The sequence below is a fragment of the Paenibacillus sp. BT-177 genome (assembly GCF_025846815.2).
Taxonomy (GTDB): Bacteria; Bacillota; Bacilli; order Paenibacillales; family Paenibacillaceae; genus Paenibacillus; species Paenibacillus polymyxa_C.
On sequence record NZ_JAOYTP010000003.1, the window covers coordinates 137,007 to 154,774 of the forward strand.

10 protein-coding genes are annotated in these 17,768 nt (G+C 42.4%); 3 read left to right on the forward strand and 7 right to left on the reverse strand.

The annotated features are described in order from the left end of the window. Window positions 1-240 precede the first annotated feature (240 nt). The 3 genes from OIU26_RS11035 to OIU26_RS11045 are packed head-to-tail and all read left to right on the forward strand — an operon-like array spanning window position 241 to window position 5,721. Window positions 241-1,650: an efflux RND transporter periplasmic adaptor subunit gene (locus tag OIU26_RS11035; RefSeq protein ID WP_264216856.1), complete on the forward strand. Its 1,410-nt coding sequence runs from the start codon at window positions 241-243 to the stop codon at window positions 1,648-1,650. After that, window positions 1,647-4,763, forward strand: coding sequence for an efflux RND transporter permease subunit (locus tag OIU26_RS11040; RefSeq protein ID WP_264216857.1), 3,117 nt, complete (start codon window positions 1,647-1,649; stop codon window positions 4,761-4,763). Before OIU26_RS11035 ends, OIU26_RS11040 begins: the two co-directional genes overlap by 4 nt. A 55-nt stretch (window positions 4,764-4,818) precedes the next feature. Then, window positions 4,819-5,721: a TetR/AcrR family transcriptional regulator gene (locus OIU26_RS11045; protein WP_264216858.1), complete on the forward strand. Its 903-nt coding sequence runs from the start codon at window positions 4,819-4,821 to the stop codon at window positions 5,719-5,721. Window positions 5,722-5,848: 127 nt separating this feature from the next. On the opposite strand, the gene metK is transcribed toward OIU26_RS11045, so the two are convergent. The 7 genes from metK to OIU26_RS11080 form a co-directional block, all read right to left on the reverse strand. Continuing rightward, window positions 5,849-7,051 (reverse strand): methionine adenosyltransferase, encoded by a 1,203-nt coding sequence (gene metK, locus OIU26_RS11050; protein ID WP_013373407.1) that lies wholly within the window; start codon window positions 7,049-7,051, stop codon window positions 5,849-5,851. Between the two features lie 329 nt (window positions 7,052-7,380). After that, on the reverse strand, window positions 7,381-7,671 hold the full coding sequence (locus tag OIU26_RS11055; protein ID WP_013373408.1) for an alpha/beta-type small acid-soluble spore protein: 291 nt from the start codon (window positions 7,669-7,671) through the stop codon (window positions 7,381-7,383). A gap of 136 nt (window positions 7,672-7,807) precedes the next feature. After that, window positions 7,808-8,392 (reverse strand): hypothetical protein, encoded by a 585-nt coding sequence (locus OIU26_RS11060; RefSeq protein WP_040102717.1) that lies wholly within the window; start codon window positions 8,390-8,392, stop codon window positions 7,808-7,810. A 45-nt stretch (window positions 8,393-8,437) separates the two neighbouring features. Continuing rightward, complete coding sequence (locus OIU26_RS11065; protein ID WP_129550102.1) at window positions 8,438-9,970, reverse strand: stalk domain-containing protein; 1,533 nt, start codon at window positions 9,968-9,970, stop codon at window positions 8,438-8,440. 99 nt (window positions 9,971-10,069) lie between these two features. Further along, on the reverse strand, window positions 10,070-12,463 hold the full coding sequence (locus OIU26_RS11070) for a copper amine oxidase N-terminal domain-containing protein (protein WP_264216859.1): 2,394 nt from the start codon (window positions 12,461-12,463) through the stop codon (window positions 10,070-10,072). A 538-nt stretch (window positions 12,464-13,001) separates the two neighbouring features. Further along, complete coding sequence (locus OIU26_RS11075; protein WP_264216860.1) at window positions 13,002-14,348, reverse strand: efflux RND transporter periplasmic adaptor subunit; 1,347 nt, start codon at window positions 14,346-14,348, stop codon at window positions 13,002-13,004. Between the two features lie 19 nt (window positions 14,349-14,367). Further along, window positions 14,368-17,505, reverse strand: a complete 3,138-nt coding sequence (locus OIU26_RS11080; protein WP_264216861.1) for an efflux RND transporter permease subunit — start codon at window positions 17,503-17,505, stop codon at window positions 14,368-14,370. Between the last annotated feature and the right edge of the window lie 263 nt (window positions 17,506-17,768).

The window sequence follows — 17,768 nt, forward strand, 5'->3', positions numbered from 1 at the left end:
TGTATTCAAACGGATTAATCCGCACATGTACTCTACCAATAAACAAAAAAATCCTCTTATGTTAATAGACTTATTATAAAGGCAAAAGTTCCGAAATTCCGCCAACTAATTCATAAAATCCAAAACAGTGAATTGACGAATGCAATATAGGCGCACTATAATACACATGAACTAATGAGTTCATTTTAAACCAATTAGTTTAAACTCGATTTTATGACCCTATCGGAAGGAAGGATAATCATGAATAAACAACGGGCCATCATCATGCTCACCTTATCAATGAGCCTCGCAATTGCCGGATGCTCTACCGGAAAAAAAGATGCTGCTTCAGGTTCATCCGCACAGCCGACCGTTGTGCGCACTACAATCGTCAAAAATACACCACTCCATACCGCCTATGACTTGTCAGGCACCCTTCAGGCTTATGAGGAACGTACACTGGCCTTTCAAAATGGAGGTATCGTCGCCGGCGCAGAGGTCACTACTGGCACTCTAGTCCAAAAAGGGGCAATCATTGCCCGTCTAGATGACGCTGACTATAGGCTGCAGGTTGCACAGGCAACGGCCTCGATCCAAGAAGCTCTAGCCGGTATAGATAACGCACAGGCTAACCTACAGGCAGCTAACTCTGCGATTCAATCTGCCGATGCTGGTATTGCGAATGCTCGTGCAAATGTTAGCAAGGTCAACAAGGGTGCGCGCGCTCAGGAAAAACAGCAAGCTCAAACCACTGTCGATAAGGCACAAAGCGCCTATAACAAGGCCAAGACGGATAGCGAGCGGACACAAAAGCTGTTCGAGGCGGGTGCAGCTACCGCGTCGGATAACGAGAACGCCCGCCTGAACGCTACCACTGCTCTTCAAAATCTGGAGCAAGCAAAAGCTTCCTTATCTCTTTTGCTGGAAGGAGCCACAGTCGAAGAGCATCAATCTGTCCAAGCTTCCTTTCAGGATGCGATTGCAGGTAAAACTAAAGCTCTTGCAGCCAGCGAACAGGCTGAGGCTTCCCAAAAACAAGCGCGTGCCAACTACGAAAAAGCCCTTGTTGCCAAGGGCCAGGCAGAGCTGGCACTGTCACGCACCCGTTTAACTTCTCCTGTGAACGGCGTAATCCTAGACAAAATCGTGAATACAGGTGATTTGGTCGCGTCGGGCCAAGCCGTCTATCGCATAGGCTCCATCGACCGTCTTAAAGTACTCCTTCCCGTACCAGACAGTGAAATTAAGGATTGGAAAAAGGGACAACAGGTAAAGGTGGCGCTCTATGAAGAAACTCGTCAGGGTACGGTGTCCAACGTCTATCCATCAACCAGCACCGATACAGGGAGGGTTAACGTAGAGATTGTCATTGCCAATCCACAGCGAGACTGGTTACCCGGCCAGGTCATCAAAGCTGCGCATCAGGTGACAGACAAGAACGGTATTCTTGTGCCTGCTGAAGCAGTCATCAATACGGGAAGCAAGCCTTTTATTTTCAAAGATGTTCAAGGAAAAGCGGTTAGAACCCCTGTGGAGCTTGGCAATCATGTTGTAGATAATCAATTGCAAATTGTATCCGGGCTTCGTGAAGGAGAACGTATTGTCATTAAAGGGGCAGAATCCCTGTTTGATGGAAATGCGATTCAGTCGGAGGAAGGCGGACGTCCATGATTGAGTACATCGTAAAAAAACGAAAAATAACATTGCTGTTTTTTGTCATGCTGATTGTAGTTGGAACTTTTGGGTTTTTCCAGTTACCACAGCAGGAAATGCCAGATGTGACCATACAGAACGCTACGGTCACAACCGTCTATCCCGGTGCTTCACCACAAAAAGTAGAACAAACCGTAACTAAAGAGCTGGAGAAACGCATCAAGGAGGTTGAAGGTGTTAAAACGATTAATTCGACTTCTGGGAACGGATTCTCCTCTATTTTAATCGAATCCAAAAATGGAGTCGATCCTCAAACGGTTTGGGATAATATGCGTAAAAAAGTGCAGGATGCACAAGCTGATCTTCCTCAAGGCGCTGAAGTGCCTGTTATAAATGACAAGCTAACCAGCTCGTTTATCGGCTCTTATGCCCTGACCGCCGACTCATCAGCCCCACTGTATAAACTAAATGATTTGACCACCACCTGGAAAGATCAACTTAATACAATTTCCGGCGTATCCAGTGTCAAATTCAATGGTCTTCCCGATCAGGAAGTACGTATCCATATCGACAACCAAAAGCTTCAGCAATATCAATTGTCGTGGGGACAAGTGGCACAAGCGATCCAGTCTCAGATTGATCGGGTTCCTACTGGTAATATTGAATACAACGGACGAACCTATCAACTCGTTGTTCGTGAGACCGAAAAAGCTGACGAATTAAATCAGGTCATCTTGACACGTACAAAAGAAGGTAACCCTGTTTATTTAAGAGATATCGGCACAACTGAGCTGGCACATCCTGAGGCAGAATATTTCGCTTACGTAGAGGGTAAACCGGCCATTACACTAAGTATTGGGGCGGAAACAGGCACAGACATCCCTTCTATGAGCGCAAAGGTCAATAGCAAGCTCAAAGAGCTGGAGAAAACACTCCCTGCGGGTGTTCACTTACAGACTCTTTTTGCACAAAAGGATCAGGTAAGCCATATCTTTGACGACTTAAAGCGTGAAACGATTCTGGCCATTGCAGCGGTTATTCTTGTTTGTATGTTGGGCTTGAATTTACTCACCTCAGCTTTTGTCGCGCTGGCAATCCCTATTTCGGTTTCGATTGCCATTATCTTTCTACCTATGTTCGGCATTACTCTAAATCAGATTTCCGTTGTCGGTCTGATCATTGTACTCGGCATACTCGTGGATGACGCTGTAGTGGTAAACGATAATATTGAGCGCAGACTTACGGAATTAGGAGAGCCACCCTCCGTTGCAGCTATAAAAGGTACCAAAGAGGTCATGCTATCTATTTTGATTGCAACATTGGCCACGATCTCTGCCTTTGCTCCATTGTTGTTTCTGCCCGGAAATGTAGGTGCCTTTATTAGACCCATTCCCACCATTGTTTCTCTGGCCATGTTAGCTTCTATGATCATGTCTCTCACGATCATCCCTATTTTTCGAGAGTGGTATGAGAAACGCAGACAGACTCGTCATCCTCAGAGGAAATCTAAACCAGTAGGCTTGCTCGGTCAGCAGATTCACTCTTTAAACAAGCTTTATTCACAAAAGCTGATGCCTAAAGTCATTCAGCGTCCCTTGCTGACGGCTATGGTTGGACTCATGCTTGGAACAGCCGCTTATGGATTAGTTCCCTTTACATCGGTTGAGCTTTTCCCTGAATCTGAAGATCCTCATGTTGCATTAAATGTAAAAATGCCTGTAGGCACTTCCATTGCGGAAACCGACCAGGTCGTTAAAGATCTTGCAGGCTGGATTAAGAAGCAACCCGAAACTTCCAAGGTCGTTTACAGTGCAGGTGGGACTGCCCCCCAACTGTTTAGTGACATTAATAGTGCGGGTGGAACTATCAGTTATAACGAAACCGTAGGTCAGATTGCTGTTGTCGGAAAAGAGAACGTATTCGATCTCAATTCGACAGTTGATGCTTGGGAACAACATGTTAAGAAATCCTACCCTGGCGTTACGGTTACCATGTATGTTCCCCGTCTTGGGATTCCAGTAGGTAAACCCGTTTCTATTCGTATCTCAGGTCAGGATCTGAATGAACTGCAAACCCTTGCCCAAAAAGCAAAGGAGCAGATCGCGACAGTTGAGGGCACAACGGGCATCGTAGATGACATAGGAATTGAACGATATGCCCTCGAGCTTGAGGTCAACAAACAAGCCATGGATCAGTATCTAGTAAGCTACACAGATTTGACTCGTACCCTTCTTCTGTTAAAAGAAGGAGCTCAAGTCAGTCAATTCGATACGGGAAGTAGTCTGGTAGATATCAAAATGTATTTGAATCACAGTAACGAGGAGCCAAGTAAGCTTTTCCAACAATTAAGTGTAGTGAATGCAGCTGGCAAGCAAATTCCATTAAACCAGCTTGTACAGATTAAACCGTCATTTGCTATTCAGCAAATCAAGCATTACAATATGGAGCGGACGATTACGGTCGAAGCTGACTTGAATGGAAGAACTGCAAGTGAAGCCATGGTAGATGTGGAAGGCAAACTGGCACAAATGAAGTTTCCTGAAGGCTATAAATGGGAGGTAGGCGGTGAAACATCCGATCAGTCCACCATATTCGGAGATTTAGGGAAGCTGGCGATGGTTGTAGTCTTACTCATTTTACTCTTGATCACGATGCAGTTTTATTCACTCTCCATTCCTATTATTATTATGACGACCGTGTACCTAGCAGCCGCCGGCGGGATTATTGGTATTTTTCTGACTGGTATGCCCATCGGTTTTATGAGCATCATGGGAATTATTGCACTTGCGGGTATTGTGGTACGGAACGGGATTGTCTTAATTGAATTTATCGAGGATGCAAGATATGAAGGAGTGGAGTTAAGGGAAGCCGTACTACAAGCCGCCGCTGCTCGCTTCAGACCGATTTTGTTGACTTCCCTGGCTGCCATTGTAGGTATGATTCCATTAGCACTATTAGGGAGCCTGCTCTTTAAGCCACTGGCATTCACCGTCATATTCGGTTTGTTATTTTCGGCCTTGTTAACTTTGTTTGTGGTGCCGTCCTTGTATATGATTATGGCCAAGTACAAGATACACCGACAACTCAAAAAACAGCAGCACACAGTTATTACACGTGACCAATCTTTGTAATGTATGAAGTGGTAAATTTGCATGCTGTCGAGTTGGTTCCTGGAGGGAAGTATGTATGGAAAGTAAAAAAAATGATATTTTACAGGCGGCCATTCGGCTGTTCTCCAGAAAAGGCTATTATTCAACATCTGTTGAAGAAATCGCCAAAGAAAGTGGGATGGCAAAAGCATCCTTCTATAAATATTTTCAAGGGAAAGAAGAATTGCCTTTGGAAATGTGTATCATTCTGGAAAACAATATTGAACAAGACATCCGAGCTCTCTACAGTAAACCTGACCTATCTAAACACGATAAGCTGCACGGTTTTATTGTACTCTACTTGAAAAATCTTGTTGAAAACAAAGTGTATCTCATGATGGATCTTCCTGAGCCTTCCATGCTTATTTTTCAAAATGAACAACTCAATGGTGCGTTTGAACAGCATGAATACAAATTATACAAATGGGTTCGCGACTGTCTGATTGATATTTTTGGACCAGGCATTGAAGATCATGCATGGGATATAACCTTTGTGCTGAAAAGCATTGTGTTTGAATATATTCGCTTCTTTGCCGACCGGATGAATGATGAAACGATTGAGCATCTAACACAGTTTATCATCTTCTTATCCAGTTCCTTGGCAACCAGCCTGAGCAGTGCTGATCCCGCTCCCCATTTGTTTTGGAGCAAGAAAGGCTGGTTACCCGAGAGCGCTTTAAGTAATCCCTTTGACCAAGGTCGTCAAATCAACGGCCTTCTCCATTCCCTGGAAGACAGTATACTGCTGTCTTCGTGGAGCTCAGAGGAGAAACAGGAATGTCAGCAAATTTACGCTCAATTAAAGGAAGAGGCTCTGAAATCGAACCCTCAGAAAGGTCTCTTAAAAGCTCTTTTTGCGTATTTGGAGCAATATAAGGAAGTACAGAAGGTATGTCATTTACTCAGAAATTTATTGGGTCTCGCACCGATATCCGAATAGTGGAGCGAAATTAAGTACACCGTGGCAAGTTCATAGTTAATAGCAAAGCATATCAAAAAAAGACTGTCTCATGCATAGCATGAACAGTCTTTTTAGGTTAATGCGTTATTCTGATGACCTACGAGGATTATAACCCCGCTTGCTCTCTCAGAATTTCCGCTTTATCTACACTCTCCCACGGTACATCCAGATCTGTGCGTCCAAAGTGGCCGTAGGCAGCTGTTTGCTTGTAGATTGGACGACGCAGATCCAACATGCGAATGATGCCTGCTGGGCGAAGATCGAAGTTATTTCGGATCAATTCAACGAGTTTTTCATCACTGACTTTCCCTGTGCCGTATGTATCGACGTTAATCGAAACAGGCGTAGCTACACCGATGGCATAAGCAAGCTGAATTTCCACCTTGTCTGCCAATCCAGCTGCCACGAGGTTTTTCGCCACATAACGAGCAGCATAAGCAGCAGAACGGTCCACTTTGGTCGGATCTTTACCCGAAAATGCTCCCCCGCCATGACGTGCATAACCACCGTACGTATCCACAATAATTTTACGGCCTGTCAGACCTGCATCCCCTTGAGGACCACCGATTACAAAGCGTCCTGTCGGATTAATGTAGTACTTGGTTTGCTCGTCCAGCAATTCAGCAGGAACCACTGGCAAAATAACCTTTTCTTTGATATCTGCTTGAATTTGCTCCAAAGTAGTATCTTCTGCATGCTGCGTAGAAACCACAATGGCATCAATACGGACAGGTTTGCCATTTTCATATTCTACCGTTACTTGAGTTTTACCATCTGGACGAAGGTAATTCAGTGTTCCATCCTTACGCACTTCAGACAAGCGTCGTGCAATACGGTGAGACATAGCGATAGGAAGAGGCATTAGCTCAGGTGTTTCGTTCGTAGCAAAACCGAACATTAATCCTTGGTCCCCAGCCCCAATGTTTTCTGTTTCCTTATCTACTTCAGCAGGATCACGGCTTTCCAGGGCAGCGTTAACCCCTTGAGCAATGTCTGGCGACTGTTCATTCAAAGAAGTCAATACAGCGCAAGTATTATAGTCAAAACCGTATTTTGCACGTGTATAACCAATTTCCTTAATCGTATTACGAACAATGGATGGAATATCCACGTATTCCGATTTGGAGCTGATTTCACCAATGACGAGAACGAGACCGGTAGCTACCGATACTTCACATGCTACCCGTGCATTAGGGTCATTAGCCAAAAAGGCGTCCAATACAGCATCGGATATCTGATCACAAATTTTATCCGGATGGCCTTCTGTTACAGACTCGGACGTGAACAAATGACGACCTTTTACAGACATGAATTTCAACCTCCCACAATTAAAATACATGAGGATTTTAATAAATCCTAACATGGCATGGCATTATTCAGTTACCTCCAATCCAACAAATGACGGAAGATATCTTTTACACCTGATTAACAAAAAATGAACCTTTTCCGGTAGGAAAAGGTTGCGTACAAGCCTCAAATGCCATGATATCCTATTTAAAACAAGGTGTCAATTCATGTCATCCAAATAACAAAATTCGAAAATGAAGTGAGTTTACATGCGAACCATTTTGATCCACATGTAAATAGCTCCAGTTGTATACCTACTATTTGTTTAAAATCTGTATCAATAATTACAATTTATAATGTACCAAATTCAGATAAGCTACGTTCAGCGGATTGTATCAATCTTTTAGTAATCTCTCCACCAACGGAGCCATTTTGTCTTGAAGTTAAATCGCGCCACGCTACATTTTGACTCCTCGTAAACTCTCCCAATTCTGCAGCAAATTCACTGTCAGCATTCGGATGTATATGTGCATATTGAGGATTATAAACAGGCAACCCAAACTCGGCAGCAATTTCATACTTCAAATCATCTAACCTGGCACGGCTTTCAGGAATTAATCGTCTTTGACCTCTCGACGCCATTGTATGCACCCTCCACTCAATGAATTATTTTTCATGAAGTTAGTGTGCAGTGTTTAAAGTCAACTTAGCCAAGAACAATTTGCTATCCCAAGCAGGATTTAAGAAAAAGAGTACCTTAAAAAGAGATAGACCCCAGTTATTGAACAGTATAGCCGCCACGTACCATAACGACTAAGCCATACTTTTGGCCTTCTTTTACTTGAATACCTCTTCCTTCTCTAGGAAACGATAATAAATGATTTTTTTCGACAGCCTGGTTATGAACAATTTCAGTTCCAGAAGTAATATCAATAGCACCACTGGCATCCATGCTATACACAACAGCATTTCCATTACGTAAAATAAATTCTGCTCCAGCTTTGGCAATCAATTTCTGACCAGGCTTTACATCAACAACCTTCAAAGCCTCTGTCTGCTCCACCGTTGAACTTTTAGTTGCATTAGAGGTTCCTGAAGACGTGGTTGTATTAGAAGTAGTGGTGTTTGTTGCAGGAGCAGTTGAGCTAGTTGTTTTACTACTAGTACTGCTTGCACTTCCCCCACCTTTGATGGCTTGAGCAATTTTTTGATCGACATAGCTTTTGGTTACGACTGGGTCATCAGCTGTTCCAGGTTGTCCAGAACTGGAGGCTCCATTGACTGAATTGTTCATCAAAGAGCCAGCCACAATTCCTCCTCCAAGTAAAACAGCAGCCAACGATACTTTATAGCGTGATTTCATGAAGACCTCCTACTGCAGGTTATAACAAGTATAGGTAAGCTTAAATTATTGCGCACTTGCTCCAGCGGAACCTTGCATAGCCCATGGCTTATTGAAAGCCAGCTTCAAAGTATCAATACTTGAAACAATATCTTCCGCTTGTTGTTCAGCGGTAGTCACTTTCAAATTAGCCTCGTAAACCTGAAGCTCTGTAGCCAATCCAACATCAAATTGCTTCTTAGCCATATCAGCCGCACTTCTTGCACTCACCAAACCGGCTTGAATCTGTGAGTACTGACTTTCCAATGCTTTGATGTTGTTATAAATTGTTCTCACAGCTTCTTCCAATTGTCTCTTTGTGCCTTCTGTAGCATACTGAGCCTTTTCAACATTAAGTTGTTCAGCTTCATAAGGGGTATTTCCTGGAGTGCTAAAGTTATAAAGCTTCAAACTCAGTTCAGCCAAATCCACTTTTTGCTCACTCAACCAAATGGCAGTGCTGCTAGTGAGTACTTGGCTTACTTTTGTCTCTACATTATCTTTAAATTCAGAATATACAGGCTTATCCTTCAATTCATAACGTTGCTCTGGTTTGTAGCCAATCAATTGATTTAAAGATACATATGCACTATCTAAATCTTTTTTAGCTTTATCCAAAGCTGCTTGATTTTGAGTCAACTGATTGGTCGCTTGGGTAACTTCATAATCACTCGACATTTGATTATCTCTCTTGATTTGCGCAACTTTAAGTTTTCGCTCTGCATCTTCAATATTCAATGCTGCCAGTTTAACCGCATTTTGTTTTTGAAGGAGCTTATTGTAAAGATCTTTTACATTATATTCAATACTTTCTTTGGTCATTTCCAGATTCTTTTTGGTAGCCTCATAATTAAGGTTCGTTTGGGCATAACCTTTGTAAGCTTTATCTTGACCCTCATTACCTGCTTCTGCTGGAACAAAGTCAATATTTTTGCCTGTCTCTTTTAAAATTTTTCCTGCCTGATCAATACTCACTTCTCCTGTTTTCACTGAAGTACTATCAGCAATAGCCAGTTTGACTGCATCGTCATAGGTCAAGGAGTCATTATAGTAAGTATCATAAGTAACTTTGGTCACAGGAGCTGCAAGTGGCTTACTAGACAAGCTATTGGTGTCAGTAGCACTACCACTACCTTGATTCGAAATTGTCACTGTTCGTGTAGTCTGATCCCAATTTACTTTGGCGCCTAATGATTGGCTCACAAAACGTAAAGGAACGAGCACTTGACCCTTTTGAATTTGAGTTGCTGCATCGAGCTGTACCGGCTTACTGTTTTTATAAGCAAGTTTGGAGCCAATATTTAAAGTTAATGTATCGTCATTTTTAGATGCTGTTACTTTTTTAGCCTTGCTGTCCCACTCCACTTGCGCTCCCAAGCTTTCAAAAACACCACGAAGAGGCACCAAGGTTGTATTTTGACTGACTATCGGAGACTGTGTATATTGCTGAGTCACACCGTTAATAATAACCTTTATATCACCTGACTGAGCTCCTGCAAGATTAGCAAACGCAGAACTAAGAACCAATGTGGATAGTAATGCCACTCCAAAACGTTTCATAATTTCTCTCCTTTGTCAATAAGACTAATAAAAGAAAAGGGCTCCAAAAGGAACCCTCTTCTCATCTAATTCAGTTAACTCAAAAGAGTTGCTCTTAAATTAGTTGTTGTTTTCAACAGTTACTGTTTTAGCAGTTGCATCATAGTTGATGGATGCATCCAGCGCTCTGCTCACCCAGAAGATAGGCAGTACAGTACGGTTTTTGTTAGTTACAGCTTTAACGTCCATACGAATCACAGAACCGTTAACAGTCAACAGGTTAGTGTTCAGTTTGATTTGAGCAACGCGGTCACCTTTAATCAGGGTAACTGTGGAAGTTGCTTTGTCAAACAGGATGTTTTGTGGGGATACACCCAAAGCTTCAGCTGCATAACGTACTGGCAAGTAAGTGCGTCCGTTTTCAGCATAAGCAGCTACATCAGCTGTTTTAGATTCGCCGTTCACAGTGTAGGAAGTGCTTCCCAGTGTGAAGACAGCTTTAGTTTTAGTAGCACCTGGAGCTGGAGTTCCAACAGTTGCGATTGCTACTTCAGCAGCTGCAGTGTTGTTGTCTTTCCAGTTTTGAGTGTTGTCAGTTGCGCCTTTGTATGCAGTGTAAGAAACTGCGCTACCTTTCAGCTTAGCAACGATGTCGCCTTGTGCTACAGTACGGTCAACAGTCAGCTTAGGAGCGGAGATTGTGATTGTACTTGGAGTAGCAGATTCGCTGTCGATGTAGAAGCTCAGACGGCCTTTGTTGCTTTCGCCGTAAGTATCAGTAGATACGCTCTTCACTTTAACGTCACCAGCTGTAACTTTTACTTCTGGAGTAGAAGCAAAACGTACGCCTGTTGGCAATTCCAAGATTACTTCACGGCTACCATCTTTCTTAACGAAAGCTTCTTTAGCAGCTTCAGTGATTGTGATATCGCCAACTTGTTGGTCACCCAGTCCGATTGTCAGGGTTGGTTTGGAAGCAGCAGCCAGAGTAACTGCTTGTTTCACAGTTGCAACCTTAACATTACCGCTCAGACCTTGGCTACCAGCAACTTCAACGTTCAGATCACCGGAGAAACCTGGTTGCGTAGCAACTTCAACGTTTCTCAGTTTCAAGGTACCAGCATCAGTTGTGCTGTTAGGGTTGTTGAAAGTCAGTTTCAAAGTACGTTTGTCAGAGTCAGTGTAAGATACCTCTGCTCCACCCAATCCGTTAGTATTCTCCATAGAACCAGCGAAGCTGTTTCCTGGGTTGTTACTCTTGAAAGTTTCTTGCCAACGAGCACCTTCAGGCAGACGCAAAGTTACAGTACGTCCTTTTACAAAGGATTTAGCAACAGTTTCTTTAATTACGATGTCGCCAATTTTTTGTTCGTCATGTCCAGCAAGGATAGTTGTTGGAGTAGCTACAGTAACACCACCACCGATTTCGCCATAGTTACCAACAACAAGAGAGCTAACATCAGTTGTTGCATTACCAGAAACGCTAACAGTAACATCGCCTTGTTTAGCATTTGTTTCATCATCTACATGGAATTTAACTGGCAATTGGAAAGAATTTTGTTTGGAGCTTTTCACAGTATCTTTCAATCTTACAGTAAGAGTATCACCATCGGATTTAGCGTCAATGTCAGCAGCTTTTATATCACCAAAAAGAATTGCTGCTGTACCAGAAGCATCCCATTTAAAACCACTTGGCAATTTCAACTTGATATAGTTACTACCTGTCAAAGAACCTGCAGTTTCCTCTTTAACTTTCAGCGTTGCTGTGAAGTTATCTTCACTGGAAACTGTATCGTTTGCTGCCAGAGAAACTTGACCAGAAGAAACAACGTTTGCGATTGCAATTTCACCGCTAGTCAAACCGCTATTGGAAGCTGCATCAATAGCTGCTTTAACTGGACCGTTACTTGGACCAGCTACATTAATTCTACTGAAGTTCAAGAACAAAGTAACATCATCTTTAATGTTATCTTGACCCGTAAAAGTGATTTTTGCGGAGTTTACGTTAACTGGTTTACCATCAGTGTCATAATTGTTGATGATTGGAGCAACTGTAATACCAGTATCTTTATTATCATCAAAATCAGCGTATACACCCAAGCCATAAGTAGCATCACTTACACTACCTGGGCCATTACTTGTACCAGTTACACCAGCAATTTTCGCAACATCACTGCTGTTAAAATAAAAACCTTTAGGCAAAGTAACAGTAAAAGAAGAACCTTCTCTTACAGAAGCTTTGCTCACTGTAATTTTCACTCTGCTATCAAGATTAGTGAAGTTTTCAGCGTTTCCACTAATAGTAGGAGTATTCACAGCTGTGAAACTAGAAGATGCATGGATAGCAGTTGGTGCAGTCAATGCTGCGATTGGAGCTGCTACACCAGCAACCAATGTTGCTGTTGCCAGCACGTTGATCATTTTTTTGTTAAACTTTGTCATAACCTTTTTTTCTCCTCCTTGAATATAAACAGAAATATTATTTTTGTCTTTTTGTCGGATCTTGTCACTCATCAGTCGTTACACCTCCTTTCCGAGCTTTATGAGAACCCTTATAAAATGATATCTGTGACAATATCACAGAAGCTTGGAATCTAGTTGAAAGAAAGCGTCCATTTATGACGTACTCCAGTATTATACAATGTGATAACAATGCAGTAAAGATTTTTTTTAGCGAATTTTGTCTTTACGCTTTTGTACCCCTTTGTTTCATACTCACCCAATTAGACGTAGCATGGGTCCAAAAAGTTGCGTCTGTTTCAAAAAAAATTTTATTTTTTTTGATTATGTATTCCGCTTTCCACAGTCATAATTATACTATTGAACCTGTTCCTCCGTCATCCTACAACTTTTACCTTCTCAACCTTAAATGTACAAGGGTATTTTCTGTACATTAATTAGGTCTTTAATGGAGTATATTCGTAACGAATAATCCATAGAATACATAAAGTACATAAAGACTATAGATTCCTTAGAAATCTAATACTCTAATACACTTTAAATAGTAGAAATGACGGAGAACAGCAATATAATGTAAATATAACGAAACAAATTATTTTACTACATTAATCTTCGCGCCATCTGAAAGCAAACTTACGCCCTTAACGACGACATTTTGTCCCTCAGCGAGCCCCTTGGTGACCTCAACCTGTTTGGCACTTTCCTGGCCTGTCTGCACTTCTACCCTCTTAGCAACAGTACCTTCCACTACATATGCATACTTCTTCCCTGCCTGCTCTGTAACGGCATCCTGCGATACTAAAATGTTTTTAGGAGCCTCTGTCTTCATATATACAGTTACAACCATCCCTGATTTTAATTCGCCAGAACCATTAGGAACCGAAATCTCGACAGGATATGCCTTGAGGTCATTATCCATTACCGGATTGACGGCCGACACTCTGGCTTCAATGCGCTTGTCTAATGAGTCCACACCTACAGTTACAGATGAACCCACCTGCATCTTCAGAAGCTCTGATTCAGAAACGTTGACTTTAGCAATGATAGGATTGGTATTTGCAATTGTAACAACTGCAGATTGCGCACTAACCATTTGTCCTTGGACTCCTGTTACTACCGATATCGTGCCGGAAATCGGAGCTTTGACTACAGCATCCACCAGTTGGCTACGTGCTGTGTCTAAACTGGCTTTAGCTTGATTTACAGAAGCACGTGCTACGTCTATGCCCGTTTTTTGTTGTGCAAGACGCAATGATTTCTGGGCATTATTATATGTGGTTTGCGCACTTTCCTTAGATGTTTGTGCATTGTGCAGTGCAATCTGTGCATTCTCCACAGCAGTTTGAGCCTTTCTATACGCTATTTGGGACTGCTCTAACTCGGATTGAGATAGAGCGCCCGCACTAAACAACTGTTGGTTGCGATTAAGCGTATTTTGTGCATCACGCACGGAATTCTGAGCATCGATCAGACTGGTCTGAGCTTGTGTAATGGAGTTATCTTGCTGTACAAGCGCACTTTTGGCTTGATCCACACTGGACTCCGCCTGTTGCACAGATTGTGCTGCGCCTGACTCAGCCTGTTTTAAGTTGGCCAAGGCAACCTGGTACGATTCCTGAGATTGCTTAATCGAGTCCTGAATATCCTTTTGGTCTATAGTAAACAATGTGTCGCCTTTGTTTACTTTTTGCCCCACTGTAAGATTGATACTTTGAATTTTTCCGCTAATTTTCGGAGATACTTGAGCCGTCTCTTTCGGAGCAAAGCTTCCAATAATCCCTGTTGAGTCGTTAATACTGCCTTTAGCCGCTTTTGCCACTTGGACTGGGATCGCCTTCTGCACTGAAGCTGGTGTGGTGGGGGCCTCCCCCCCACCACAGCCGGCTAATGCAACTGATAAAAGCAAAGTTGTGGCAATCAGAGCACTTTTTTTATTCATTATGTTTCTCCACCTCACCTTATATATGAACACTTTTTTGCAGTTTCGCTTCTTTTTTCAGTTGTCTCTTTTCTTGTCTTTTTAGTTTGCGATTTTTACGTTTTTGAATGATATTGTCCAAAATAACATAAACAACCGGAATAAGAATCAGCGTGACCAAAGCTGCGAAGGATAACCCGAATACAACAACAACCGCCATAGGAGCTTGCGTCTCATTACCGTCACCTTTAGCAAATGCCATAGGGATCAAAGCAAGCACGGTAGCCAACGTTGTCATCAAAATCGGACGCAACCGTTCAGATGCGCCATGAATAATAGCTTCATCTCGATCTTCGCCTTCTTTTCGAAGCTGAATAATGAAATCAATCATGACAATTGCATTATTTACGACCAAACCGACGAGCATAATGTAACCGGTAAAAGCCGAAACACTGAGACTCGCTCCCGTTACCACTAGACCGATAAGTACACCGATTAACGTAGGCGGAATCGAAAACATAATAACAAACGGTGTGAGCAGAGATTCAAACTGTCCTGCCATAACCATATAAATCAGAACTACAGATAGCAGAATAGCTATCCCTAAGTTTATAAAAGACTCCATCATTTGTTCAGATTGCCCGCCACCCGTATCTGCACTATAGCCTTCTGGGAAGTGAGTACTCTTCAAAAGAGCATCTATTTTCTGTTTGACGGTTAGAATGTCCCCTGATCCATCAATGTCAGCAGAAATCTGTACTTGACGTGTCTGATCTTCACGGGTGACACTATCCGGTACAGCGCGTTTATCAATACTTGCTACCGAAGATAAAGGCACATCAATCCCTTGTGAAGTGGTAATACGTAATGCTTTCAAATAGGACCAGTCATGTCGATCCTGCTCAGGCAGAGATATTTTCACATCGATTTGATCATCACCTGTGCGATAGCTTGTTGCAACAGATCCATTAAAGGAAGTGTTCACAGCGGATAAAATTTGGGTTGCTGATAAGCCATATTGACTAGCAAGTTCTCGGTTAACAGTAATCTCATATTCTTCGCGAACCGCATTCAAAGAACTTTTTACATTGACCGTTCCCGGTATGTTCTTTACGCCAGCAACGAGATTGTCGGAGAGTTCCCTCAAGACATCCATATCGTCGCCTTTCAGATTAATGTTAACAGCTGCTCCAGTCGAAAGACCTGTTGCGGACGCCAGTGTAATCTCTGCATCCGGAATACTATCAAATTTCTTACGAAGGCCTTCAACTATAACATCTGTTGCCTGATGGCCATCCTTCAGCGTTACACTTAGTTGTGCCGAATTGGATGGAGCCGCCCCTGAATAACCAGAAAGACCACCAGAACCAACAGTCACCGTCATTTTGTCCAGATCAGGAACTTTCAAAATTTCTTTTTCTATACCTTGAACAACTCTTTCAGTTTCCTCTAGAACTGTTCCATTAGGAAGTTTCACTGTAACTGAGAATTCCCCAGTGTCGGATTCAGGAATAAATTCAGCCTTAACCATAGAAATCAGAGCCCCAGCTGCCACAAACATCAATACAGTAATAATTAAAACAGATTTTCTATGATTAATGCCCCACTTCAGTACACGTCGATAGCCACCCTTAAATTTCTCAAATCCGATATTAAACCACACAATAGGGTTAATACCTTTATAAGTACCTGAAGAATATATAGATTCATCCGGTACGGTAGGCAACCAACGTGACCCCAGCATCGGCACAATCATAAGGGATACGAGCAAGGCTGCTATATGAGAAAAGATAACAGTTAGTGCCAACGGTTTAAACATAACTCCAGCAATACCATCAACAAAGACAACAGGTAAAAATACTACAATCTGTGCTAGTGCAGATGCCATAACCGCATTGCCTACTTGCTTGGAGCCGTCAATAGCTCCTTGTAGCATACTTTTCCCTTCATGTCGTTGCCTAAAGATATTTTCAATAATAACAACGGCAAAGTCGACAAAGGATCCTAGCCCCAGAAGCAAACCGCTCAGTGAAATAATATTAATGGTTTGTCCGGTGAAATACATCATCATAAACGTTGCTACGAAGGAAATTGGGATAACGATCGCAGCGATAATAGTAGAACGTATACTATTCAAAAATAACAGCAACACAATGGCTGCGATAATAAGCCCTAATATAGCATGCTCTATTAGTGAGTGTACGGAATCGCTAATGGGTTTGGAAGCATCCGTTACCATCTCCAGTTGAGTTCCCGGAGGCAGGTCCTTCCGTATTGACTCCAAACTTTCCTTCACAGAATTAGCGATTGAAAGAGTATTTCCACCAGTAGCCTTAGTAACAGAAATATTAATACTTGGCTTCCCATTATAGGTAGAAATAGTGGTGACTTCTTCTACGGAGTCTTCAACTGTCGCGATATCCTTCAATTTCACGCTTCCCTTACCTACAGGGATTGGCGTTTCGCCCATTTCCGAAACAGCTTTATATTCACCTTGAACTCGAAGTTGAATTTGTGTATTACCACGATATACAGAACCCGCAGAGCCAGCAACATTATTAGCCGATAGGGCTTGGCGAATTTGATCCAACGTAATGCCATAGCTTTGAAGCTTGGCCTGATCTACAGTGATCTTTACGAGTCGTTCTTGACCACCTGACATGTTGGCTGCAGCTACTCCCGCAATTCTTTCAAGCCGCGGCTCGATAATATCTTCAGCAATAGGCTTCAGCTTGTTAATATCCTGGTCTCCTGTAAAAGCGAGGGTAATAACTGGCGTTGCATTGAGGTCCACTTTTAGAACACGCGGCGAATTTGCCGTGTCTGGAAGAGATCCTCTAACGGTATCAACTTTATCCCTCATGTCGAGGGTTGCTTGGTTCATATCTACTCCCCAGTTAAATTGAATCATGACCATAGATGATCCTTCTGAAGACTCGGACGTGATTGTATCCACGTTCTCAATAGAAGCCAAACTCTTTTCAATAGGTTTAGTAACCAATTCCTCAACCTCAGTAGGCGTTGCATTTGGAATACTGGTCACCACTGCAGCGTAAGGCAGCTTCATATCTGGCATATACTCGACAGGAAGCCTTAACGCAAAAATACCGCCCCCGATTAACAAAGCAACAATTAACATAAATACTGTTACAGGACGGCGTATTGAAAACTGAGACATCTCATCACTCCCCACTCACTTCTCTATGTAATATTTAAGCACACACATCCTCTACTACGATGAAATAGGCGTAAAGTTTCAGATAAATGCGCAAAAAAAACATATAGAAAAATAATAAACACATTTTGAGATAAAATCTTAAAAAAAAGCAATTAATAACAGTCATTAAAGGCAAATCTAAAACGAAAAAGCCATAGTGCTTATCCAAAGTTTTCATCTCTTTGATATTATGGCATAGGCCCTTAATTCCAGTCAAATAGCTG